At 65.1% G+C, this 22211-nt stretch carries 22 protein-coding genes; 17 read left to right on the top strand and 5 right to left on the bottom strand.

Going from position 1 to position 22211, the window contains the following annotated elements:
• Nucleotides 1-78: 78 nt before the first annotated feature.
• Nucleotides 79-1077 (bottom strand): quinone oxidoreductase family protein, encoded by a 999-nt coding sequence (locus ACT2FV_RS02990; RefSeq protein ID WP_174910368.1) that lies wholly within the window; start codon nt 1075-1077, stop codon nt 79-81.
• Between the two features lie 125 nt (nt 1078-1202).
• Between ACT2FV_RS02990 and ACT2FV_RS02985 the strand changes: the two genes are divergently transcribed.
• The 6 genes from ACT2FV_RS02985 to ACT2FV_RS02960 all read left to right on the top strand — a co-directional run bounded on the left by ACT2FV_RS02985 (nt 1203) and on the right by ACT2FV_RS02960 (nt 5843).
• Entirely contained in the window at nt 1203-2117 is a 915-nt protein-coding gene (locus tag ACT2FV_RS02985; RefSeq protein WP_059684878.1) for a LysR family transcriptional regulator, read from the top strand.
• Between the two features lie 95 nt (nt 2118-2212).
• Nucleotides 2213-2773, top strand: a complete 561-nt coding sequence (locus tag ACT2FV_RS02980; protein ID WP_059607114.1) for a GNAT family N-acetyltransferase — start codon at nt 2213-2215, stop codon at nt 2771-2773.
• A 9-nt stretch (nt 2774-2782) separates the two neighbouring features.
• Nucleotides 2783-3622 carry a MerR family transcriptional regulator gene (locus ACT2FV_RS02975; RefSeq protein ID WP_124623148.1) on the top strand — a complete coding sequence of 280 codons (840 nt, stop codon included), beginning with the start codon at nt 2783-2785 and terminating at the stop codon, nt 3620-3622.
• Between the two features lie 123 nt (nt 3623-3745).
• Nucleotides 3746-4726, top strand: a complete 981-nt coding sequence (locus ACT2FV_RS02970) for a sulfonate ABC transporter substrate-binding protein (protein WP_174910374.1) — start codon at nt 3746-3748, stop codon at nt 4724-4726.
• Nucleotides 4727-5056: 330 nt separating this feature from the next.
• Nucleotides 5057-5395, top strand: a complete 339-nt coding sequence (locus ACT2FV_RS02965) for a hypothetical protein (protein ID WP_444503169.1) — start codon at nt 5057-5059, stop codon at nt 5393-5395.
• Nucleotides 5396-5543: 148 nt separating this feature from the next.
• A complete protein-coding gene (locus ACT2FV_RS02960; RefSeq protein WP_444503168.1) occupies nt 5544-5843 on the top strand; it encodes a hypothetical protein in 300 nt (99 codons plus the stop codon).
• Nucleotides 5844-6478: 635 nt separating this feature from the next.
• Here the strand turns inward: ACT2FV_RS02960 and ACT2FV_RS02955 are convergent.
• Nucleotides 6479-7111, bottom strand: coding sequence for a TetR/AcrR family transcriptional regulator (locus tag ACT2FV_RS02955; RefSeq protein WP_444503167.1), 633 nt, complete (start codon nt 7109-7111; stop codon nt 6479-6481).
• A gap of 127 nt (nt 7112-7238) precedes the next feature.
• On the opposite strand from ACT2FV_RS02955, the gene ACT2FV_RS02950 reads away from it, so the two are divergent.
• Together ACT2FV_RS02950 and ACT2FV_RS02945 are read left to right on the top strand one after the other, a co-directional pair.
• Nucleotides 7239-8213 carry an SDR family NAD(P)-dependent oxidoreductase gene (locus ACT2FV_RS02950; protein ID WP_444503166.1) on the top strand — a complete coding sequence of 325 codons (975 nt, stop codon included), beginning with the start codon at nt 7239-7241 and terminating at the stop codon, nt 8211-8213.
• 1216 nt (nt 8214-9429) lie between these two features.
• Nucleotides 9430-10509, top strand: coding sequence for a linear amide C-N hydrolase (locus tag ACT2FV_RS02945; protein ID WP_226114488.1), 1080 nt, complete (start codon nt 9430-9432; stop codon nt 10507-10509).
• A 680-nt stretch (nt 10510-11189) separates the two neighbouring features.
• Here ACT2FV_RS02945 and ACT2FV_RS02940 read toward each other — a convergent pair.
• Nucleotides 11190-11576 (bottom strand): hypothetical protein, encoded by a 387-nt coding sequence (locus ACT2FV_RS02940; RefSeq protein ID WP_124904063.1) that lies wholly within the window; start codon nt 11574-11576, stop codon nt 11190-11192.
• 254 nt (nt 11577-11830) lie between these two features.
• Here ACT2FV_RS02940 and ACT2FV_RS02935 point away from each other — a divergent pair, with 254 nt between their 5' ends.
• Nucleotides 11831-12505, top strand: coding sequence for a class I SAM-dependent methyltransferase (locus tag ACT2FV_RS02935; protein WP_444503165.1), 675 nt, complete (start codon nt 11831-11833; stop codon nt 12503-12505).
• Between the two features lie 190 nt (nt 12506-12695).
• On the opposite strand, the gene speB is transcribed toward ACT2FV_RS02935, so the two are convergent.
• Nucleotides 12696-13658, bottom strand: coding sequence for an agmatinase (speB, locus tag ACT2FV_RS02930; protein WP_151050681.1), 963 nt, complete (start codon nt 13656-13658; stop codon nt 12696-12698).
• 454 nt (nt 13659-14112) lie between these two features.
• On the opposite strand from speB, the gene ACT2FV_RS02925 reads away from it, so the two are divergent.
• The 5 genes from ACT2FV_RS02925 (at nt 14113) to ACT2FV_RS02905 (ending at nt 19395) form a co-directional block, all read left to right on the top strand.
• Nucleotides 14113-14787, top strand: a complete 675-nt coding sequence (locus tag ACT2FV_RS02925; protein ID WP_444503164.1) for a lysoplasmalogenase — start codon at nt 14113-14115, stop codon at nt 14785-14787.
• A 243-nt stretch (nt 14788-15030) separates the two neighbouring features.
• Entirely contained in the window at nt 15031-16614 is a 1584-nt protein-coding gene (locus ACT2FV_RS02920; protein WP_444503163.1) for a flavin-containing monooxygenase, read from the top strand.
• Between the two features lie 21 nt (nt 16615-16635).
• Nucleotides 16636-17574, top strand: coding sequence for an SDR family NAD(P)-dependent oxidoreductase (locus tag ACT2FV_RS02915; RefSeq protein WP_444503162.1), 939 nt, complete (start codon nt 16636-16638; stop codon nt 17572-17574).
• Nucleotides 17571-18476 carry a metal-dependent hydrolase gene (locus tag ACT2FV_RS02910; RefSeq protein ID WP_059608443.1) on the top strand — a complete coding sequence of 302 codons (906 nt, stop codon included), beginning with the start codon at nt 17571-17573 and terminating at the stop codon, nt 18474-18476. The genes ACT2FV_RS02915 and ACT2FV_RS02910 overlap by 4 nt, the downstream gene beginning before the upstream one ends.
• Nucleotides 18477-18480: 4 nt before the next feature.
• Nucleotides 18481-19395, top strand: coding sequence for an alpha/beta fold hydrolase (locus tag ACT2FV_RS02905; RefSeq protein WP_444503161.1), 915 nt, complete (start codon nt 18481-18483; stop codon nt 19393-19395).
• Here the strand turns inward: ACT2FV_RS02905 and ACT2FV_RS02900 are convergent.
• Nucleotides 19356-19910 (bottom strand): putative glycolipid-binding domain-containing protein, encoded by a 555-nt coding sequence (locus ACT2FV_RS02900; protein ID WP_124904877.1) that lies wholly within the window; start codon nt 19908-19910, stop codon nt 19356-19358. The two genes, ACT2FV_RS02905 and ACT2FV_RS02900, sit on opposite strands and share 40 nt — an antisense overlap.
• A gap of 271 nt (nt 19911-20181) precedes the next feature.
• Here ACT2FV_RS02900 and ACT2FV_RS02895 point away from each other — a divergent pair, with 271 nt between their 5' ends.
• The 3 genes from ACT2FV_RS02895 to ACT2FV_RS02885 are packed head-to-tail and all read left to right on the top strand — an operon-like array spanning nt 20182 to nt 22075.
• Nucleotides 20182-21075: an urea transporter gene (locus ACT2FV_RS02895; RefSeq protein ID WP_444503160.1), complete on the top strand. Its 894-nt coding sequence runs from the start codon at nt 20182-20184 to the stop codon at nt 21073-21075.
• Nucleotides 21050-21826: a class II aldolase/adducin family protein gene (locus ACT2FV_RS02890; RefSeq protein WP_444503159.1), complete on the top strand. Its 777-nt coding sequence runs from the start codon at nt 21050-21052 to the stop codon at nt 21824-21826. The genes ACT2FV_RS02895 and ACT2FV_RS02890 overlap by 26 nt, the downstream gene beginning before the upstream one ends.
• Nucleotides 21827-21886: 60 nt before the next feature.
• Complete coding sequence (locus ACT2FV_RS02885; protein WP_444503158.1) at nt 21887-22075, top strand: 4-oxalocrotonate tautomerase; 189 nt, start codon at nt 21887-21889, stop codon at nt 22073-22075.
• Nucleotides 22076-22211 lie beyond the last annotated feature (136 nt).

Genomic DNA, 22211 nt, shown 5'->3' with positions numbered 1-22211 from the left:
ACGCAGCGGCACCGTGGCTCCGCCGCCTGTCCGCAGAGCGGCGCAGCGAGGCGACCGTTCACGACGCGCGGTCCGCCGTCACGGCACCAGCACCACCCCGCCCGTCGTCTGTCGCGATTCCAGCAAACGATGCGCGTCGGCCGCCTGGTCGAGCGGCAGCCGCGCGCCGATCTCCACGTGCATCCCGCCCGAGAGCCGTTCGAGCGTCGCGCGCGCCGCCTCCCGATACCCCGCCACGTCACGCGCGATGAAGCCCAGCACGCTCGGCCGCGCCAGCGCGATCGAGCGGGCTGGGCCCAGTTCATCGAGGTCGATCGTCTGCCGGGCGCCGATCGCGGCAACCTGCCCGATGCTCGCGACCATCCCGAACGGCCGGACCGCGCCGAGCGTGCGCGTCAGCACGTCGCCGCCGATCCCGTCGATCGCATAGTCGACGCCCGCGCCGCCGCCGAACGCACGCGCCGCCGCGACGAAATCCTCCTCGCGGTAGTCGACCACCACTTCCGCCCCTCGCGTGCGCACCCGTGCCGCCTTCGCGGCCGAGCCGACCGTGCCGATCACCCGCGCGCCGAGCGCGCGCGCCCACTGCGTCGCCAGCAACCCGACGCCGCCGGCCGCCGCGTGCACGAGGACGGTGTCGCCGGCCCCCACGTGGCGCACGCGGTGCAGCAGCATGTAGACGGTAATGCCCTTCAGCAGCCCGGCCGCGACCGCGTCGTCGCTCACGCCGTCGGGCACGGGCACCACGCGCTCGGCAGGCAGCGTGCGCAGGCTCGCGTAGCTGCCGGTCGGCAGCCCCGCATACGCGACGCGCTGGCCCGGCACCAGCCCCGTCACGCCGGGCCCGACCGCGTCGACCACGCCGGCCGCCTCGACACCCAGCGCGTCCGGCAGTGCCGGCAACGGATGCGCGCCGGTCCTGAAATAGATGTCGACGAAATTCACGCCGACGGCAGTCTGGCGGATCCGCACCTCGCCGGCGCCGGGCGGCGCGACGGGCGCATCGACGCGGCGCAGCACGCCGGCGTCGCCGTAGCGGTCGATCCCGATCCGGGTGGCAGTGGCAGTCTGGGTCATGACGTTCCTCGCAATCGAATGATGTGACATGATCATCTCATCGTGCATAATCGATCGGAATTCCCGTTTCACGCCCATCTACCGTGCAAAATTCGACCGATCTGACGCCGGCGTCCGCGCCGCCGATGAGCTGGGACGACCTCCGCTATTTCCTGGCGGTGATGCGCGGCGGCAGCCTGTCGGCCGCCGCGCGAACGCTGCAGGTCCAGCACTCGACGGTCGCCCGGCGCATCGATGCGCTGGAGTCCGCGCTCGGCATCCGGCTGTTCGACCGGCTGCCACGCGGCTGGCCGCCGACCGACGAAGGCCTGCACCTCGCCGAGCATGCCGCGCGCGTCGAAGCCGACGTGCATGCGTTCGCGCGCGCCGCGCAGGGGGCGGCGGCGCTCGACGGTGTCGTGCGCGTGTCGGCGTCGCCGGTATTCGCGAGCCACTTCCTCGCGCCGCGGCTCGCCCGCGCGCAGCGCGCATGGCCCGCGCTGCGGATCGACCTGATGGGCGAGATGCACGCGGCCAACCTCTACGCGCGCGAAGCCGACCTCGCGGTGCGCCTGTCGCGGCCGAGCGAGCCGGGGCTGGCCGCGCGCCGGCTCGGCACGATGCGCTTCGCGCTGTGCGCGTCGCCCGACTGGGCCGCCGCGCCACCCGACACCTGGGCATTCCTCGGCTACGACGACGCACTCGCCCAAATGCCGCAGCAGCAATGGCTCGAACGCTTCGCGGCCGGGCGCCGCTTCGCATTCATCGCCAACGATCTGGCCGCGCTGCATCGTGCATGTGTGGCCGGCGCAGGAGTCGCGTTGCTGCCGCGCTTTCTCGTCGACACGTCGGCGACGGATGCGGACGCGGGCACGCCGGCTGCGGCCGATCCGTCGCTGTCGACTGCCGCCGCGCTCGTCGAGTTGACGTCCGCGCCCCGATGCGATGTCGAGCGCGAGATCTGGCTCGTCGTCCACCCGGACGTGCGGCGCTCGCCGCGCGTGCAGCGCGTCGCGGATGCAATCGCCGACGCGGTTCGCGACGCGGACGGCCATTTGTAGGCGCGGCTTCTCCTGACCGCGCGACGCGACCCATGCCTTTACGGCGCCGCCTCGCGGCCGGCATAGTAGCGGTTTCGTCCACCCGGTCCGCCACCATGTCCGCCGCCCCCGCCTGCGTCGTCCGCGACGCGACCGATACCGATCTCCCCACCATTCACGCGATCTATGCACACCATGTGCGCCACAGCGTCGCGTCGTTCGAGGAGACGCCGCCCGACGTCGACGAACTGCGCGCGCGCCGCGACGCGGTGCTGCGTCACGGGCTGCCCTATCTCGTCGCGGAATGCGACGGCCGCATCGCCGGCTATGCGTACGCGACGCCGTATCGCACGCGCAGCGCGTACCGCCACACGATCGAGGATTCGATCTACATCGACGACGCGCAGCGCGGCCGCGGCATCGGCCGCGCGCTGCTCGCGGCGCTGATCGCGCGGTGCGAGACCGGCCCGTGGCGGCAGATGATCGCGGTGATCGCCGACGGCGGCACCGGCGGCTCGACGTCGCTGCACCGCGCATTCGGCTTCGAGCCGGCGGGCGTGCTGAAGGCGGTCGGTTTCAAGCACGGCCGCTGGATCGATACCGCGCTGATGCAGCGCGCGCTCGGCGACGGCGCACGCACCCTTCCCGCCTCGCCCGAGCCTGGCGCGTCGCGCTAGAATGGCCGCATGCCAAGACAGACTCCAACCATGCCAGACGAGGCCGCACCGGATTCCCGCAACGAGTACACGGTCGACGAACTCGCACGCGTGTCCGACACGACCGTGCGCAACGTCCGCGCATACCAGGATCGCGGACTGCTCGCGCCGCCCGAGAAGCGCGGGCGCGTCGGCATCTACGACGACACGCACGTCGCCCGCCTGAAGCTGATCAACCACCTGCTCGCGCGCGGCTACACGCTGTCGAACATCCAGGACTTGATCATGGCGATCGACGAAGGCCACGACCTGCGTTCGATCCTCGGCCTGGAGAACGCGATCGGCGGCCGCTGGTCGCACGAACTGCCGAAGACCTATTCGCTCGCGCAGCTCGCACAGATGTTCGGCCCGCAGACGGCATCGCAACTGTCACGCGTGACCGAACTCGGTCTGCTCGAACGGCGCGGCCTGTCGTTCGTCGCGAAAAGCCCCGCGCTGCTCGAAGCGGCAGCCGCGATGACCAAGGAAGGCATCCCGCCGCGCGAGCTGCTCGACGTGATCAGCCTCGCGCGGCCGCATTTCGACGCGATCGCGCGGCTGCTCGTCGATCTCGTCGTGAAGCGGCTCGACCGCTACGACGCCGGCACGCTGCCGCCGGTCACCGACGTGCCCGCGCTCGTCGACGCGATCTGGCGCCTGCGCCCGCTTGCGGCCGTCTTCGTCGAAGGCGAGACGAACCGAGCGCTCGAGACGGCGGCAAGCGCCTATCTCGGCGGCCGCGTCGCGACGATCCTCGACAAGAAGCTCAGCGACGAAGCGGCACGACAGGCCGGCACGCCCGACCCACAAGGCGACGGCGACAAAGCATAGGACCGCCGCCGTCATATTCATATCGGCAATGCTTCGTTTGCGGGCCCGACCGCCCATGCGACGATTCTTCCAACCGAGCGGCACGCGCCGCTCCCCGAAGACGTTTCGCATGGAGCCTGTTCGATGATTCGTTTCACCCGCTGGATCACCCGCGCCGCTGCGACGGCGCTCGTCGCCGTCGCAGCCACATCCGCGTTCGCGCAGGGCGGCGCCGACAAGGTCGTGCGCATCGGCTACCAGAAGGCCGGCCTGCTGTCGATCATCAAGGCGCAGGGCTCGCTTGAAGCGCGCCTCAAGCCGCTCGGCTACAACGTCCAGTGGTTCGAATTCCCGGCCGGCCCGCAACTGCTCGAGGCACTGAACGCGAACAGCATCGACTTCGGCTATACCGGCGCGCCGCCGCCGGTGTTTGCGCAAGCGGCCGGTGTGCGCTTCGTGTACGTCGGCGCGGAGCCGCCGTCGCCGCACAACGAAGCTGTGTTCGTGAAGGCCGATTCGCCGATCCGCTCACTCGCCGACCTGCGCGGCAAGAAGGTCGCGCTGCAGAAGGGTTCGAGCGCGAACTACCTGCTGCTCCAGGCGCTGAAGCAAGCAGGTGTGCGCTACGACGAGATCCGCCCCGTGTACCTGCCGCCCGCCGACGCGCGCGCCGCGTTCGAGAGCGGCAACGTCGACGCGTGGGCCGTCTGGGATCCGTATTACGCCGCCGCGCAGAATTCGCTGAAGATTCGCACGCTGTCCGACTACACGGGTCTTACGCCCGCGAACAACTTCTACGAGGCAACGCGTGATTTTGCTGAGCAGCATGCCGACGTGATCGGCGCGCTCCTGAAGCAGGCGCGTGAGACGGGGCTGTGGGTCAACGGCCATCCAGCCGAGACGGCCGCGCTGATCGCGCCGAAGGTCGGGCTGCCGTCGCCGCTCGTGGAAACGTGGATCAAGCGCGTGCCGTTCGGTGCGGTGCCGATCGACGAGAAGATCGTCGCGGTGCAGCAGGGGGTGGCCGATGCGTTCTACGCCGCGAAACTGATTCCGCAGAAGCTGAGCGTCGCGGATAACGCGTGGACCGACAAGCGCGTGGCAACGGCTTCGGTGGCGAAGTAACGGGCGGCGCGCACTCAATTGGAAAAGGCCGACGGGTGCCCCGCCCGTCGGCCTTTTTTCGTTCTTCTGGGATTTCAGGGGGAACGTCGGGCGCACTGTCGGCGTTCAGCCATCTTTCAGCACTTTTGAACTGCCATTCGAACGTCGATTCCGCTCGGACAATTGATCTTCTGCGCGTGGTCCGGTGAGGCAGCTACGAACGTTCGGCTATCGTGCCGATACCTCGCTGCGGGGCCCGACGCGTACTTCCGGGTTCGGCCACGAACGGGCATTCGACTGCTGAGTCCAGATTGTGGACAATTGGGCACGTCAGAACTACGGGAAAATCATATGCCTGCTGATTCCGAGCTTCACCCAAGCTGGATCAGGACCTCGGAGTATCTTCGTGAGGCCCGAGTCCATATCTCGGAAACTGCCGAAGGTGTGTGTGCGGACGAGATCTACGAGTTTGAAGTTTTCCTGAAGCACAACGAACTCGAATTAGCACTGGACGCCATCGAGGCTGCTTTCAGCAAGGGGGACAGCGCGAACTGGCGCGTACTAGAGTATATGGCCATGGCCGCGTTGAGTATGGGATTGGTTGATCGACAGAGGATGTACGACCAACGACTAACAGAAGCACGAGGCTGGAACTGCCGCACATCGCTAACCCTATACCGCTCACCTTGATCTCGTGACGATGAGCCGAGTTTGTCGACTGCAGCGGGATATGGACCTCTCCAACCGACTAATGCCTATCGCTGGCCGAGCCACTAAGAAACTGTCGCTGTGTCTGATGCTCCCGACAGCGCATGCACTCTTTGAATGAAGGTGAGCAATGATTGAAGGTAAATCGCGTTCCGGAAGTGTGGCAATCGGCGTAATGAAGGCGCTTCACATTCTGAACGCTGAGAATCACCGGACGACGCTTGATGCGATCGCTGATTGGCTCGCCAAATCAGAAAATTTCTACTACGACGACTGGTTGATCGTCGGTGGCCGCAGCGCGAAGCAATACATCGCTGACATTCTTGAGGATCTGCACGAGCTCGGCGTCGTTTGCCCCGTCGAGCAGAATGCGGCACTTCATCCGCAGACGAGCCCGGAATGGAGGCCATGTCTACGGCCGTCTGCCTAAGTAGCACTGAACGGGTCATCGATATCGATATCACTCGCGCACTGTTTGCAGTGACTCAACGACTGCTTTGAAGAGAGCTGGTTGCCCGCGTTGGGTCGATCTGCGTCGGTCGCGCGTTGCAGGCGGGTAGTCGGCCGCGTTCAGCCATCATCGGCCGGTCGAGGTCGTCGTCCGGTTTGGCTAGCCGAGGTCTCGTGCACCCTCGCTCAATGACTGTTCTTCGGTGACCAAATTCCAAAGCGGCCAACAACGGCCCGTTGTGAAGGGCCGCTTCGGAGTAGCCTACACGGAAAGTCTCATCGAACACGAGCGTATGCCGCTACAACGGCCGTTGGGACGAAGATCGAGGTGACAAATTTGCCCGGCAGGGAGCTTCCGACTGGTACTTCGAGGTCGAGCCGAAGAAGACCGTAGTGCGGCAGATAGAGGTGTACGACGCGGGACTCGTTCAGCAGTACGAGCAGCTGCATCTTGAGGTCGGATTAGGATGACTCACAGACAAGCCGTTCGATGCCGCGGGGTTTCCAGTTGCCGAGATTGCGCGCGACGATTGCCAGAGAGCATGGTCAACTCATGTTGCCGCGAAGCGGCAACTATCAAAGCCTGCTGCCCCACAACGCCGCTTAACGCTAGCCTCAACGTTCTGGCACCGCGTTTCCACGACGCGATTGGAGCACCAGGTCGGCCGCTTCCTCAGCATCTTTGAGGAGCGTCTTGCGCGGCGTGCCTAACTGTGCACGCATGGTCAGCCCACGCGCTAAATCCGTGACTTGGGTTGCGCGCACGGCTACCGGAAAGTCAGATGGGATTTCTCCCGCGCCGATAGCGTCCCGGAAACGACCTTCCACCAGCGCGGTGCCACCAGCGGCCGCGTTTTGCAGAAACTGCCGGACCTCAGGGTCGTCCACAAGCGGCGCGACACAAATCAGAAGGCAGCCCCGGGCGGACTCCTTCTCGGTCGCACTTTCGACGGCGTACCTCAGAAAGCCCGTGATCGAGTCGCGAAGACCCTTTGGTGAGAGGAGTGCCTTCGCGGCTGATGCGCCTTTCCGTTCTGCGTACACCTTAAGGACCCGCAAGAATATCGCCCGCTTGTCCCCAAAGACGGCATACAGGCTCGGCCGTCCCACACCCATCCCGGCGACGAGATCGTCAATCGTCACTCCGTCGTAGCCTTTCGACCAGAACACTTGAGTCGCCTTTTCCAGCGCCCCTGTCTCGTCGAAGCTGCGCGGTCTGCCCCTCGGTCTAGCAGCATTTTGAATCATTTGGTTCAAAAATCCTTGACACTCGTCATCGCGTCAATATATAACTGAATAGTTCTAAATTAGCAAGTCGTCCGTGGCCACGCGCGTCCTCACGACTCGACCTTCCCCGTTCATCACTGAGACGCCCATGGAACATTCGATCGTACTCGTCACCGGCGCCACCTCGGGGCTTGGTTATGCGGCTGCCCGCATACTTGCCGGAGACGGCTGGCGCGAGATCATCGTCACTGGCCGTAGCCTGGCTCGGGTCCAGGAAACGGCCGCTCGGCTCGCAGCGGAAACTAAAAGACAAGTTTTCACGCCGCTGGAGCTGGAATTGGACGCGCCGGCCAGCGTCCAGTCCGCGCTCGCCGAACTCGTCAAGCGAGGTCGGCCGATTGATTTCCTACTGCTCAATGCCGGGATGGTCCCAGGTAAGCAGCGGGTAATCACTGCGGCGGGCGTCGAGGCTTCGCAGGCCCCGCTCATCGGCCATCATCGATTGACTGTCGGATTGCTCCGCGCCAACTTGCTGAGCCCCAACGCGCGGATTGTTATTGCCGGTGCGGAACCTGCCCGAGGGGGTGTACCCATGTTCAAGTACACCGACGTGGACGCACTCGCTGCCAAATACCACCAGGGCGACCTGACCGCTGCTATGGAAGCCCTGCTGCTCAACGGGCCGAACGTGAGGTACGTGCCCAACAATGCGTATGCCGACGCGAAGCTCATCGTTGCGTGGTGGGCTGCGGCGCTGGCGCGTCGGCTACCCTCCGGCATGGCCGTGTACGCTGTCTCGCCCGGTGCGGCGACTGCGACCAACGTTTCGCGACAGGCTAGCCTGGCCGTGAAGTATCTGTTTATCCCAATTGCGAACCTCATTCCCGGCATGAATCAGAAGCCGGAGACGGCAGCGGGCCGGTATGTCCAGGCCTCGAAGTTCGGAACCGAGGTTTCAGGGCAATTCTTCGCTTCCGCTCAAGGGAAGTTCTCAGGCCCAATTGAGGCGCAGCTCCACCCACACCTCCTCGACGGCGCTAATCAAGAAGCCGCGTGGCAGGCCGTCGTCAACGTCTCTGGCGTCAACTGGTCGTACGCGGAATCCTTACGCGCGGTGTCCTGAAGGCGCGCCGGTCGCCGTGAAATGGTCACAGTGACCAGAATCAGCAGGCGATTGCGGAGTTACATGATCACCCCAGTGGGCATAACGGCAGTTGAAATGAATAGTAATGCCAAGTAGTAAAATATCGGTAAATCAACCCCAGCTCTCTCAAGGATAGCTAACCGACATCGACGCCCTCGCCGTTCAGGTGAAGGCCGAGTTCGACAGAGCCCACGCGGATACCGCAGTCATTTCACCATCTTCGCCAATTCAAGAGAGCGGTGCCGCCGTACGATCCTCAGCCTACGTCTGGCTAGCCGCACTCCTTGAGCGAATCGTCCGAGACTCGCTGCAAGCGACCTTATGCGAAATCACGCAGCTGGCGGTACCCGTCCCGTGACGTTCGGGCGCTCCAAAGCGACGAACGACATGTTTTGTATTGCTAAGCGCGTCGGCGAAGTCATATTGCATCTACTGGGATCGCTCGACGCCTATATCGACAAGAAGCAGTACACCCGATGAATACCGGCATTGCGCCACGAAGCGTGCTGGTGAGGGTACGCCCCGCAGCGCAATGCCTCCGCGCACCGGTCAATTTCAACATTGGATTCACTTCAAGAAGCGTTGTTTGGCACCAGGAAGATTCCGCCTCCCCGTGTAAGTACTTTCCGTGCTTTGCGCTCCAGCACCGCATAATGCGAGCGTTAATGACCGCTTCTTCTTGGCGCTACCGGCAGCTCACGGCCGACATGCTTCTTTACTCTGCGTTTTCCCGTGCCACATCTTGACCGACCGATTTCTGGCTTCCTTCGGCCATCGGCAGCCTTCGCGTCGAACGACCGCTGCGGGTCGATAACGGAATATCGACGCTGCAGCCCAGCGAGCGGAACATGGACCTGAGGCAACCTTCCGGTTTCGGCCAGGAAGCGACATTCACTGCGCCATCGAGAATGGCCATTTATCGGCTTTGAGGAGCCGATCGTACTCCGCTGAAAGAGTAACGAAATTGCACCGCAAGGAGAGAAGGTACAACCCAGCGTGCATTCCGATCTCACACTTGACTGCAACGGCCCAGTTGACAACTGCATTACGGAAATCCAATACTTCCCTTTTCCTCAGACGTTGTCGACGCGATATTGCCCGGGTAATCAATCGCAGCAGGCGGACACGAGTCGCCTTCGCAGCGAGCGTCGGCGTCGAGCGATCTGTAATCACCAACACAGCGTGAGGAATTGCCATGCGCCGCCCTTTTTGCGTCGTTCTGACCTGTCTCGCCGCAGCAGCGACGCTCCTCGTCGATCCGGCCGGATCGCTAGCCTGCACACGCGTCGTCTATCACGGTGACAACGACGACGTTATCACCGCCCGATCGATGGACTGGAAGCTCGACGTCGCCACCAATCTTTACATCCTGCCGCGTGGCATCACCCGCACCGGTGAATCCGGTCCGAACTCTCTTAAATGGACCGCCAAATACGGTAGCGTCGTGGCTACCGGTTATGACGTCTCCACCACCGACGGCATGAACGAAAAGGGGCTAGCCGCTGAACTGCTCTGGCTCGTCGAGTCGCAATATCCCCCCTTCGACAAAAACTCGAAACCGGGACTCACCATCGCCGCATGGGCGCAGTACGTGCTGGACAATTTCGCCACCGTCGCGGAAGCGGTCGCTGCGCTTGAGAAAGAGCCGTTCACAATCGTCACTGACAACGTCCCCGGAGAACAGCGCCTCGCCACACTGCACCTCGCCATGTCAGACGCGACTGGCGACAGCGCCATCGTCGAGTACATCGGCGGCAAGCAGATCATCCATCATGGTCGGCAGTACCAGGTCATGACCAATTCACCGACCTTCGACGAGCAGCTTGCACTGAACGAATATTGGAAGCAGATAGGCGGCACCGTCTGGCTGCCTGGCACCAATCGCTCTGCTGACCGGTTTGCGCGCGCCTCGTTCTACGTCAACGCTATCCCCAAGAGTGAAGACCCAGCCATTGCACTTGCCAGCGTTTTCAGCGTGATCCGTAACGTGTCGGTGCCGTTCGGGATCACCACCCCGGGCGAGCCGAATATATCGTCCACACGCTGGCGCACCGTCGCCGATCACAAGCGCATGCTCTACTTCTTCGAATCGGCCGTCACCCCGAGTACTTTCTGGGTCGATCTCAACAAGGTCGACTTCTCCGCCGGCGCACCTGTCAAACGTCTCGACCTCGGCAAGGATCAGCGCAATTCATTCGGCGGCGAAGTCTCCAAGGACTTTCAACGCGCACCCGCGTTTCCCTTCCTCGGCACCGGCGCGAGCAAGTCCCGCTGAGGCGTGGCGTGACGGCTTCATCGTCGACGCATTCTGTCAGTGCCATGACTCGTTCCGGCCGGATGCCTGTCGCGAGCACGTTACATCTCGCGGAGCTATCGCCAGCGCTGAGTCGGCAACTTGGCCCAGTGGCACCCTTTGGGTTCCGTTGGCGGGTAGCCTCTGGAAACGGACATTGAGAGTGGAGGCAACCAACGGCTGCTCAGGGCCGAACTGCGTCGGTCGCGCGTTGCAGGGCGGCGGCCGGCCGCGATCGGCCAGGAAGAGACACTCGCAACAAGTACGGAGATGGTTGACAATGCTTCGTTCAAGAGTTCGATTGCCACGCGTTCGCACAGGATGACCGAATCACTAATCTAGGCCGCCCCGAAATGAGACACTCCCTCGGATATCTGCATGAGATTTGGCTATGCCCCAACGGGCACGGACAATCGCTTCCAGCATGCATTCCATATGGACCAGATGGCGACGCAGCACGTGCGCTTAATGAACCTGGAAGTGAATGGGTCTGGACATTCTGGACGCGTTCACATGCAGAGACTATGGCTGTCTACTATGAATTTGTAGGCTACGGAGAATATAGCGTGCAGGCCGATCTTGATCGGCAACCCTATTCACCCGCTGCGTACGAGCGCCAGTCGGCCTACTTGCTTCGAGACGGCTCACTGAGGGCCTCAAGCTCAGAGGTCCGGCGCTGACCGCCAGTGAACAAATGGCGGATACGATGTTCCGCCAAGGAAGGCCAGAAATACTTCCACGACCTGATCGGCCGTGAACCATTCATCTGAGCGCATCGGAAGGTTGCCCGCTCGGAAGACCAGGATCGTGCCGTCAGGGCGTACAGGCGAAGGTTTGTTATGGAAGGCTCTCCATCGTTGCGCGCCGAATTCAAAGCGCTCGATCATACAGCTGGCGCCACCGCCGGCTACTTGCACGTAATTGCCTGCATCGTCAGTCAATGACGCATAGGATGACTTGCCGTAGCTTCGCAGCGACTTAAGCGCACGTGTAACCTGTATCGGAGTCGGCACGGTGTTTACCGGTCTGCCCTCGATTTCGAGTTTCATAGTTGATCTATCTCGATCCGTCTCAATCAGATGCGAATCATACTAACGCGGAAACCCAACAACGAGTGGCCGCTATCGGTGCATTCGGAAGACCGCTTCGGGTCGACAACGAAATATCGACGCTGCAGCCCAGCGAGCGAAACATGAACCTGAGGCAAACTTCCGGTTTCGGCCAGTTCCGCACATCGGGTCACTGGCGCTGAATCGACGACAATCTGGCAAACTTTCCGAAACACCGGCGCATGGAGGGCTGCGTGTCCGTTAATGTCAGCGGAACGGAGGGCTACGCGGAGAATGCGCCATTGCTCATCGAGCAATGGCAACATATTTCGTTTGCGGAGCATCACGCGCCCATCATGCATCTCGTGCCGATGGCGCCGTCCTGCGTCCTCGACGTCGGAGCCGGTATCGGAACCGACGCTGCTGCGTTTGCGACGATGGGGCATTCGGTCGTAGCCGTCGAACCGGTGGACGCGCTGCGAGTTGCAGGAATCCGGCAGTATCCGTCTCCCCGGATTGAATGGCTGGACGATAGCCTTCCGGATCTCGCGCTACTGCGTTCCAGACGAAAAGAGTTCCACTTTGTACTGCTGTCCGCTGTTTGGATGCACCTTGACGAGCACGAACGTCGCCGCGCGATGCCGAATGTCAGTGCTCTTCTTTGCGATGGTGCGGTACTGGTCATGTCCCTGCGTCACGGCCCCGTTCCGGAAGGCCGACGGATGTTCGATGTTCGGGCCGAGGAGACGATGCAACTCGCGAATGCTCATGGCCTGCGAACCGTCATGAACGTTCGGACCGAATCTTCTCAGCAAGGAAATCGGCGCATGCGCGTGATGTGGAGTCGCCTTGCTTTCGTCAAGGACGGCGCGCAGGGCTGCCGGGAAGCTTGGAATCCCCGCGCGAGTTACCGCTATCAGGCGCGGTGAATACCGGCTTCGGGGCGGGAGGCACCCTCCACGAAAGCGCACGACGAGTTTTTCTGCTCGCCCCACGGCAAGCAATCCACCCACGGCCATCGATCCGTCGACGTTGCGCGCAGCGCATGAAAAAAGGCCCGCAGGCACCCGTCCCGCCGGCCTTTTGCATGACATGGCCGTGCACGTCGGCCTACCCGCTTCAGCCGCCCACCACCTTCTTCTGCCGCCAGAGGCACAGCAAATCGCACGCGACATGCGCTGCCGCAATTGCGGTGATGTCCGCGTGATCATAAGCAGGCGCAACCTCGACGACATCCGCGCCAACCAGATTCACCGCACCGAGCCCACGCACGATCGCGAGTGCCTGCGCGGACGACAACCCGCCCGCGACCGGCGTCCCCGTGCCGGGCGCGAACGCCGGATCGAGACAGTCGATATCGAACGTCAGGTACGCGGGCCGCGCACCGACGATGTCGACGATCCGCTCCACCGCCGCGCGCGGACCATGCTCATGCACCCACGCGGCATCGAGTCGTTCGATCCCGAGAAAATCGTCGTTCCACGTGCGGATGCCGACCTGCACCGACGTCGCCGGATCGATCAGCCCTTCCTTCACCGCCTTGTAGAACATCGTGCCGTGATTGAGGCTGTCCGGCTCGTCGTCGGCCCACGTATCGCAGTGCGCATCGAAGTGGATCAACGACAATGGCTTGCCGTAGCGCTCCGCGTGCGCGACCAGTAGCGGATACGTGATGTAGTGGTCGCCGCCGAGCGTCAGCATCTTCGCGCCCGAGCGCAGGATCGTGCGCGCATGCTCGACGATCGCAGGCTTGATCGACAGCGGGTTGTGCGCATCGAACCAGCAATCGCCGTAATCGACGGCCGCGAGATCGTCGAACGGATCGAAGCCCCACGGATACGGATGGAGCTCCGCGAGCTGCACGCTCGCCGCGCGGATCGCGGCCGGCCCGAGCCGCGCGCCCGAACGATAGGTCGTCGCGAGGTCGAGCGGCACGCCGGAAATCGCGACGTCGACGCCGTCGAGCGCGCGCGTATAGGTGCGGCGCATGAACGACAGCACGCCCGCATAGGTGTTTTCGATCGAGGAGCCGTATGGCGTCGTGCGACGGATCGCGCCGTCGCCGTGGAGCAGTTCGGTCATGTCGAACCTGTTGGTCATGAGGACCGCACGCAGCCTCTGCATCGGGTGCGCTGGCGGGACCCGGCACGGATTCATTGAAAACGCGGCGGCCTGCCCTCGCCGGGCGCGGCCGTCGCGCCGGCCTGCGAACCCTGTAGCGCGGCCGGGCGGGACAACGTCGATACGCGGCGATGATAGCAAGCCGAAACCTCTGCGTTTGCCCCGGTTCGACCGGGGCAAACGCATCGGAACAACCGGCGCGGCGGCAGGTGTACCGGCGCCGCATGGCCCGAACCGGCATCGCCGCATCGCCACATCGCCGAACCGTCGCACCGCCACACCGCCGCACCGTCACCATGCCGCGCCTAGAAGGATTCGCCGGTTTTTACCCGGCCGTTCTTCCGGATAATGGCCAGCAGCCGCGCCCACGACGGCGCGCCGTCCACCGCGGACCACGACAATCCGGAGCCCCCCCTTGATCGCCACGCTTCCCGCCACCTATCGCCGGCTCTGGCCGCTGGCCGTCGCCGCCGCGCTGCTGTACGGACTGTCGCTCGCCGCCGCGCCCTATCCCGGCCAGGCCGCCGCGAAAGCCGCGATGGGCATCCTGTTGCTCGCGGCCGGCAGCACCTGCGCGGCACCGCGCGAACGCGCGTGGCTGTGCGCGGCGCTCGCCACGGCGGTGCTCGGCGACGTACTGCTCGGGCTGCCCGACTGGCCGCTGTCGTTCGTCCTCGGCCTCGGCGCGTTCCTGCTCACTCATCTGTGTTACTGCACGATCTTCGTGCGCTGGCGCGCGCGGCCGCACGGCTGGCGCATCGCGGCGCTGATCGGGCTCTGGATCGCCGCGCCGGCGTTCTACGTGGCCTTCCTTCCGCACCTGGGCGAGTTGCTCGCGCCGGTCGCCGTCTACATGCTCGTGCTGTGCGCGATGGCGAGCTTCGCGCTCGCGGCCCGCACGCGCGGCCCGCTGGTCGCCGTCGGCAGCCTGATCTTCGTGGGCTCCGACACGCTGATCGGCGTCGGACGCTTCCTCGGCGGCTTTCCCGGCATCGACTACCTGATCTGGGGCCTCTACGCGCTCGCGCAGGTCACGATCGTCGCCGGGGTTTTCCATGAGACGGTCGCCCGTTCGATCCGTCCCCGATAGCGTTTCAAACAGGCCGCCGCGCGCCGGCGGCCTCGCCTCCCGCTTCTCCCGCCCTGCCGACGGCCGTTTCCGTGCATCCCGCAATGCGGAAGCCGTCCCGTTCCAAACCCCGCTCAGCCTTTTCCCGCGCGGCTTCTGGCCCTTAGAGCGCCGCTTCTAGCCTCTTGCGGTTTCCCGGCTCACCCACTATCGTTACATCAACCAATGTAACATTAAAAAATGAGCCAAATCGGAGACACCCGGATGAATGCTCGCACGTTGCCTTTCGGCCCGCCCGGCCACGACGGCCTGGACGAAACCATCGACATCGCCATCATCGGCACCGGCTTCGCCGGTCTCGGGATGGCCATCCGCCTGCGGCAGACAGGCGTGACCGACTTCGTCGTCCTCGAGAAGGCCGCGTCGGTCGGCGGCACGTGGCGCGACAACCATTACCCCGGGTGTGCCTGCGACGTGCAATCGCACGTCTATTCATTCTCGTTCGCGCCGAACCCGCGCTGGACGCGCATGTTCGCGCCGCAGCCGGAGATCCGCGCATACCTGGAAGACTGCGTGCAACGCTTCGGCGTCGGCCCTCACCTGCGCCTGAACCACGAACTGCAGCGCGCCGAATACGACGAGGCCGCGCAACGCTGGCGCCTCACGTTCGCGAACGGCAAGCGGCTGTCGGCGCGTGTGCTGGTGTCGGGGATGGGCGGGCTGTCGCGCGCCGCGCTGCCGGCGATTCCCGGCGTCGAGAACTTCAAGGGGCGCGCGTTCCATTCGCAGCAGTGGGATCACGACTACGCGCTCGAAGGCAAGCGCGTCGCGGTGATCGGCACCGGCGCGAGCGCGATCCAGTTCGTGCCGCAGATCGCGCCGCGCGTGAAGCAGCTCGCGCTGTTCCAGCGCACGCCGCCGTGGATCATGCCGAAGCCCGACCGCAACCTGACCGGCTTCGAGAAATGGCTGTTCCGGACGCTGCCGTTCACGCAGAAGGCGGTGCGCAGCGGCATCTACTGGATGCTCGAATCGCGCGTGCTCGGCTTCGCGATCCATCCGTCGCTGATGAAGAACGTGCAGAAGCTCGCGCTGCGCCATATCCGCAAGCAGATTCCCGATCCGGAACTGCGCAAAACCGTCACGCCGAACTACACGCTCGGCTGCAAGCGCGTGCTGATCTCGAACGACTACTACCCGGCGCTGTCGCGCAAGAACGTCGACGTGGTCACGACCGGCATCGACCACATCGAAGCCGACGCGGTCGTGACGACCGACGGCAAGCGCCATGAAATCGACTGCCTGATCTACGGCACGGGCTTCCAGGTCGCCGATCCGTATCCGCGCGGCGCGATCATCGGCCGCGGCGGCCTCGACATCGTCGACGCCTGGCGCGACGGCGCGCACGCGTATCTCGGCACGACGCTGCCGGGCTACCCGAACTTCTTCATGATCGTCGGTCCGAACACCGGCCTCGGCCACAACTCGATGGTGTTCATGATCGAGTCGCAGATCGAATACATCCTCGGCGCGCTGCAGGCGATGCGCCGCGAACGTGCAGACGCGATCGAGGTGCGCCCGCTCGTCGAGGCGCAGTTCAACAGCGACCTGCAGGGCCGACTCAAGAAGGCGATCTGGTCGACGGGCGGCTGCAAGAGCTGGTACCTCGATCCGCGCACCGGCAAGAACACGACCCTGTGGCCGGGCTTCACCTGGCGCTTCCGCCAGGCGACCGCGCACTTCTCGATCGCCGATTACCACGCGTATCGCGCGCCGCATCACGACACGAGCGCGCGACCCGTCGTCGCGCCCGCCGCTTCCGCATCCACTTCCGCCGAAGCGGTCTGAGCCAGACAAGGAGCCACCGACATGAGAGATTTCGCCAACAAGGTCGCCGCGATCACGGGCGCAGGCTCGGGCATGGGCCGCTCGCTCGCCGTGCAGCTCGCGCAGGCCGGCTGCCACGTGTCGCTCGCCGACAAGAACGGCGTCGGCCTCGCCGAAACCGAGCGGATCGTCCGTACGATCGCGCCGAACGTGCGCGTGTCGACGCGCGTGCTCGACGTCGGCGACCGCGACGCGATGTTCGCGTGGGCGGACGACACCGCGAAGGAACACGGCAAGGTCAACCTGATCTTCAACAACGCGGGCGTCGCGCTGTCGAGCACGATCGAAGGCATGGAATACGGCGATCTCGAGTGGATCGTGAACATCAACTTCTGGGGCGTCGTGCACGGCACGAAGGCGTTCCTGCCGCACCTGAAAGCATCGGGCGACGGTCATGTGATCAACACGTCGAGCATCTTCGGGATCTTCGCGCAGCCGGGGATGAGCGGCTACAACGCGACCAAGTTCGCGGTGCGCGGCTTCACCGAATCGCTGCGGCAGGAACTCGACATGATGAAGTGCGGCGTGTCGGCCACCTGCGTGCATCCGGGCGGCATCCGCACCAACATCGCGCAATCGAGCCGCGTCGCGAAGAACATGGTCGGCTTCATCGTCGAGAGCGAGCAGCAGGGCAAGGACAGCTTCGAGAAGTTCTTCATCACGACCGCCGACGACGCCGCGCGCACGATCCTCGCCGGCGTGCGCAAGAACAAGCGCCGCGTGCTGATCGGCCGCGACGCGAAGGCCGCGGACTGGATGGCGCGCACCCTGCCGGCCGCGTACCAGGCGCTCGTCGTGCTCGCGACGCGCCGCGAGGCCGTGAAGGCGCGCCGAGCGGCCGCGCGCTACGGCGCGCCGGCGGCCACGCCGCTTCACGCCACCTACAACAATGCAGGCAATCAGGGAGGAGAACAATCATGAAGACCCCGAACATGATGCCGGTGCGGCGCGACGTCCGTTTCGCGCTGCCGCCCGAACGCGCGAAGGACTGGCACGTCCAGGGCGTGCCCGTCACGCACTTCATGAACGCGCTGTCGCTGCTGTTCCCGGCCGGCGAGCGCTTCTTCATGGATTCGGTGCGCAACTACCGCGACCGCATCGAGGATCCGGAGCTGAAGAAGCAGGTGCTCGGCTTCATCGGCCAGGAAGCGATGCACACGCGCGAGCACATCGAGTACAACGACCTGCTGCAGTCGTCCGGCCTGCCCGCGCACAAGCTCGACAAGCGGCTGTGGACGATACTCGGCTTCTTCAAGAAGACGCTGCCGCATTCGATGCAGCTCGCGATCACGATCGCGCTCGAGCACTACACGGCGATCCTCGCGAACCAGCTGCTGTCGGGCCACGAACACCGGATCGACGGATCGGTCGAAGGCTATCAGCAGATGTGGATGTGGCACGCGATGGAGGAAACCGAGCACAAGGCGGTGTCGTACGACGTATGGAACGCCGTGATGAAGCCGGGCCTCGGCAGCTACCTGCTGCGCACGGGCACGATGCTGACGACGACGGTATTGTTCTGGGCGATCGTGTTCGACTTCCACGTTCGCCTGATGCGTGCGCACCGTCGCGAACACGGCAGGTTCGGCGGCATGTGGCGCCTCGTGAAGTATCTGTACAGCCCGAGGCACGGCGTGTTCCCGAGCATCGCCCGCGAATGGCTCGACTACTTCCGTCCGGGCTTCCATCCGTGGGACCACGACAACCATCAGTACCTGCAGGAGCTCGACACGCTGCTCGCGAACATCGACGCGACCAACGCGCGCCATGCCGCGCAGGCCGCCCCGCGCCGCGTGCCGCTGCATCCGGTTCCGCAGGCATGACGTCGTGGCGCGCGCACACGAGATGCTGACCGTCCGCTCCGGCGACGTGAAACTCGCCGTCTACGTCAGCGGCCCGCGGCGCGCGCCGCCGCTGATCCTCGTGCACGGTTATCCCGATTCGGCGGCCGTGTGGGCGCCGGTCCGCGCGCGGCTCGCGAAGCGCTATCGCGTGATTGCGTACGACGTGCGCGGCGCCGGCGCATCCGATGCGCCGCGCCGCCGCACGGACTACACACTTGCGCGGCTCGCGGAGGACCTGAAGGCGGTGGCCGACGCGACCTGCGGCAATCGGCCGTTCCATCTGGTCGGCCACGACTGGGGGTCGATCCAGTGCTGGGAGGCCGTGACAGACCCCGCGTTCCGCGGCCGGATCGCGTCCTACACGTCGATCTCCGGCCCGTGCCTCGACCACGTGTTCCGCGCGAAGATGCGGCTCAGGCAGAGCCTGAAGTCGTGGTACATCGCGTTCTTCCACCTGCCGGTCGTGCCGTCGCTGGTCTGGCGCCTCGGCGGCGCCGCGCTATGGCCGCGCTGGCTGCAGCTGACCGAGCGCGTACGGCCGGAGCGCGACCCCGCGCAGTTGAAGAATGCGCTGAACGGGTTGCAGCTCTACCGCGCGAACTTCCTCGCGCGGGCGAGAAAGCCGCGCGAGCGGTACGCGCAGGCGCCGGTGCAGATCCTCGTGCCGATGCGCGACCGCTACGTGACGCCCGAGATGTCGGTCGATCTCGATCGCTGGCTCGGCGAGCACGTGCGCGAGGAAATCGACGGCGCGCACTGGATCGTCATGCGCAACCCGGAGCTGATCGCGGCGCGGATCGACCGGTTCGCGGCGGCGCATGAAAGGCCGGCCGTCGCGGCCGCAACGCGAGCGGCGGCTCAGCGCAACGCCGGCAGGCGCTTGAACAGCGTTTCGTAGTCGATCACGAGCCCGTCGGCGTCGATGTCCATTTCCGCCGTGAAATTCCGGAAAATGCCTTCGTAGCGGTAGCGCCTGCCGGGCTCGATGCACGTGTACGCCTGCTTGACCGGCGTCACCTTCAAGTCCGGCGTCGAGATGTATGCGACGTCGATCGGCCGCCGCTCGCCGCGCGCGAGACCGAGGCGGCCGATCGGCAGCGAATTCGTGAACGGCGTCGCCGCGATGTCGATGTCGACGCAACCGTCCAGTTCCCGCAGTGCACGCCCTGAACCGTCGCGCCAGTGCCCGGCGCCGTCGCCGTGCAACGCCAGCGTGCCGCCGCCCATCACCTTGAGCACCGCGTACGTCACGCGCCAGTGCGGATCGCACTCGACGCGATACGCGAGCCCGTAAGCGCGGCCGTACCGCTGGCCGACCACCGCGCTTTCGACGACGATGCCGCCGCCACTCCGGTCGAACGTCAGATGTTCGACGCCGTCGCCCTCGAGCGACGCCCAACGCACCGCGCGCATTCCTTCGTCTCCCGGTTGGTCCGATGCCGGACATCGTCGCACGAATCCCCGCTCGAAGACGTGAACCACGACGCGTACTTGGGTCAAAAGAACCGGCCATTGCCCGAATTCGCTACCGAAGCCAACAATTAGCCCGAAAACGCCAATGCGCAGCCCCCCGGGCATTCCCCAATTCGGGGCATCCGCCACAAATCCTGACTATCCAGAATTCCCTATTCCGGTGCACGGGATTGTGTCCTATGCTCGCGGCTCGTCCTGCCTTACCGCCGCCATGCCTACCGCCCGCCCTGCCTCGCCGACGATCGACCTGCATACGCTGCTGCGCGGCATCGGGCAGATCGTCCTGCAGGCGAATGCAGTCAGCGGCGCGCTGCTGCTCGCCGCGCTGGCACTGACCGACTTGCGGCTCGCGTCCGCCGCACTGGTCGGCTCGGCCGCCGCCAGCATGACCTCCGTGCTCACGGGCGCCGAGCGCCGCGACGTCGAACAAGGGCTGCACGGCTTCAACGGCGCGCTCGCCGCGCTGATCGCCGTGCTGTTCGCACCTTCTTCGCTCGCCGCCATCGCACTGGTGCTGGTGGTCTCGATCGGCGCGGCACTCGTGCAGCGCGCGATGCGCGTGCCGCTCGCCCGCTGGCGCCAGTGCCCGTACTCGAGCCCGTGCCTCGTCGTCACCGCGCTGTGGCTACCGTTTGTCGCACCGCAGCATGCAAGCAACGCGACGGCAGGTGCCCCCCTTATGTTGCCTTCCATCGCCGACGCGCTGCTTTCGGGCATTGCACAGACCACCTTCGCGCAAGGCCCATGGGCAGGCATGCTGATCGTCGCCGGCCTCGCCGTCGCGTCGCGCCGCGCGGCCGCATTCGCGCTCGGCGGCGCGATCGTGTCGACCGTGCTGCTGGTCGCGTCCGGCGCGAACGGTGCGTCGTTCGCGGATGGCCTGCTCGGCTTCAACGGCGCGCTCGCCGCGCTCGCGCTGATGTCGCGCGGCCCGCGCGCGGCGTTCGCGGCCGCCGCACTCGCCGCGCTGATCCAGTGGCTCGCGACGCGCGCGGGCCTCCCCGCGTTCACGGCCCCGTTCGCACTCGCGTCGTGGGTCACGGTGCTCCTCGCGCGCCGCTTCACCCTCGGAGAACCCGATGTCGTCATTCGCACACCGTCCTGACACCGTGAAGCCCGGCGGCCCGATCTCGGACGCCGAGCGCCGGTTGCGCGTCGATCTCGCCGCCGCCTATCGCCTCGTCGCGCTGAACGGCTGGGACGACCTGATCTACACGCACCTGTCCGCGACGGTGCCGGACGAACCCGGGCATTTCCTGATCAACCCGTTCGGCCTCACGTTCGACGAGGTTCGCGCATCGAATCTCGTGAAGATCGACCTGGCCGGCAACCGGATCGGCGACGGAGAACACGCCGTCAACGTGACGGGCTTCGCGCTCCACGCGGCCGTGCATGCCGCGCGGCCGGATGCCGTCTGCGTGATGCATCTGCACAATACGGCGGGCATCGCCGTGTCGATCCAGCGCGACGGGCTGCTGCCCGCGTCGCAGCACGCGCTGCGATTTCACAGCGATCTCGCGTATCACGACTACGAGGCGCTCGCGTTCTCGCCGGCCGAAGGTGCGCGGCTCACCGCCAGCCTCGGCGCGAAATCCGCGATGCTGCTGCGCAACCACGGCACGCTGACGGTCGGCCAGACCGTTGCCGAGGCGTATGTATTGATGGATACGCTGATCAAGGCCTGCGACATCCAGATACGCGCGCAGGCCGGCGGCGGGCCGCTCGTGCTGCCCGAGCCGGCCGTCGCGGACCGCACAGCCGAGCAGTTGCGTGACGGCGGCACGATCGAGGGTGAACTGGAATGGCCGGCGCTGCTGCGCCGCCTCGACCGGATCGATCCGTCGTATCGCGACTGAACCGACACCATCGCCACGCTCTCTACGAATCGTTCACCCCAACCATCGGAGCATTCAGTCATGCCGACTTTCAATATCCAGTTGTTCGAAGGCCGCACCGTCGAGCAGAAGCGCGCGTTCGTCGAAGCGATCACGCGCGTCACGTGCGAGACGCTCGGCTGCGACCCGGGCTCGGTCGACATCGTCCTCGCCGACGTGAAGAAGGAAAACTGGGCGACGGCCGGCAAGCTGTGGAGCGACGAGCGCTGATTCCGGCAACTTCGGCGCCGGTGCAACCTGCCCGGCGACGTGCGTTCGAATCGTGGTGACATTGCGGGGACATCCGGACGCACGCGCCGCACGATGCGGTGCGTCCGGGAGACCGCATGATCGACGACAGCCGTAT

The sequence above is a fragment of the Burkholderia sp. PR2 genome (genome assembly GCF_052372875.1).
In the GTDB taxonomy this organism is placed as follows: domain Bacteria; phylum Pseudomonadota; class Gammaproteobacteria; order Burkholderiales; family Burkholderiaceae; genus Burkholderia; species Burkholderia diffusa.
Note: the sequence above shows the minus strand (reverse complement) of the source record. Positions and strands in the feature narration are given on the sequence as shown.

Excerpts from the sequence above, each read along its gene's own strand:
- ACT2FV_RS02990 (WP_174910368.1), bottom strand. The coding sequence starts at position 1,077 with ATGACCCAGACTGCCACTGCCACCCGGATCGGGATCGACCGCTACGGC.
- ACT2FV_RS02985 (WP_059684878.1), top strand. The coding sequence starts at position 1,203 with ATGAGCTGGGACGACCTCCGCTATTTCCTGGCGGTGATGCGCGGCGGC.
- ACT2FV_RS02980 (WP_059607114.1), top strand. The coding sequence starts at position 2,213 with ATGTCCGCCGCCCCCGCCTGCGTCGTCCGCGACGCGACCGATACCGAT.
- ACT2FV_RS02975 (WP_124623148.1), top strand. The coding sequence starts at position 2,783 with ATGCCAAGACAGACTCCAACCATGCCAGACGAGGCCGCACCGGATTCC.
- ACT2FV_RS02970 (WP_174910374.1), top strand. The coding sequence starts at position 3,746 with ATGATTCGTTTCACCCGCTGGATCACCCGCGCCGCTGCGACGGCGCTC.
- ACT2FV_RS02965 (WP_444503169.1), top strand. The coding sequence starts at position 5,057 with ATGCCTGCTGATTCCGAGCTTCACCCAAGCTGGATCAGGACCTCGGAG.
- ACT2FV_RS02960 (WP_444503168.1), top strand. The coding sequence starts at position 5,544 with ATGATTGAAGGTAAATCGCGTTCCGGAAGTGTGGCAATCGGCGTAATG.
- ACT2FV_RS02955 (WP_444503167.1), bottom strand. The coding sequence starts at position 7,111 with ATGATTCAAAATGCTGCTAGACCGAGGGGCAGACCGCGCAGCTTCGAC.
- ACT2FV_RS02950 (WP_444503166.1), top strand. The coding sequence starts at position 7,239 with ATGGAACATTCGATCGTACTCGTCACCGGCGCCACCTCGGGGCTTGGT.
- ACT2FV_RS02945 (WP_226114488.1), top strand. The coding sequence starts at position 9,430 with ATGCGCCGCCCTTTTTGCGTCGTTCTGACCTGTCTCGCCGCAGCAGCG.
- ACT2FV_RS02940 (WP_124904063.1), bottom strand. The coding sequence starts at position 11,576 with ATGAAACTCGAAATCGAGGGCAGACCGGTAAACACCGTGCCGACTCCG.
- speB (WP_151050681.1), bottom strand. The coding sequence starts at position 13,658 with ATGACCGAACTGCTCCACGGCGACGGCGCGATCCGTCGCACGACGCCA.
- ACT2FV_RS02920 (WP_444503163.1), top strand. The coding sequence starts at position 15,031 with ATGAATGCTCGCACGTTGCCTTTCGGCCCGCCCGGCCACGACGGCCTG.
- ACT2FV_RS02915 (WP_444503162.1), top strand. The coding sequence starts at position 16,636 with ATGAGAGATTTCGCCAACAAGGTCGCCGCGATCACGGGCGCAGGCTCG.
- ACT2FV_RS02910 (WP_059608443.1), top strand. The coding sequence starts at position 17,571 with ATGAAGACCCCGAACATGATGCCGGTGCGGCGCGACGTCCGTTTCGCG.
- ACT2FV_RS02900 (WP_124904877.1), bottom strand. The coding sequence starts at position 19,910 with ATGCGCGCGGTGCGTTGGGCGTCGCTCGAGGGCGACGGCGTCGAACAT.
- ACT2FV_RS02895 (WP_444503160.1), top strand. The coding sequence starts at position 20,182 with ATGCCTACCGCCCGCCCTGCCTCGCCGACGATCGACCTGCATACGCTG.
- ACT2FV_RS02890 (WP_444503159.1), top strand. The coding sequence starts at position 21,050 with ATGTCGTCATTCGCACACCGTCCTGACACCGTGAAGCCCGGCGGCCCG.
- ACT2FV_RS02885 (WP_444503158.1), top strand. The coding sequence starts at position 21,887 with ATGCCGACTTTCAATATCCAGTTGTTCGAAGGCCGCACCGTCGAGCAG.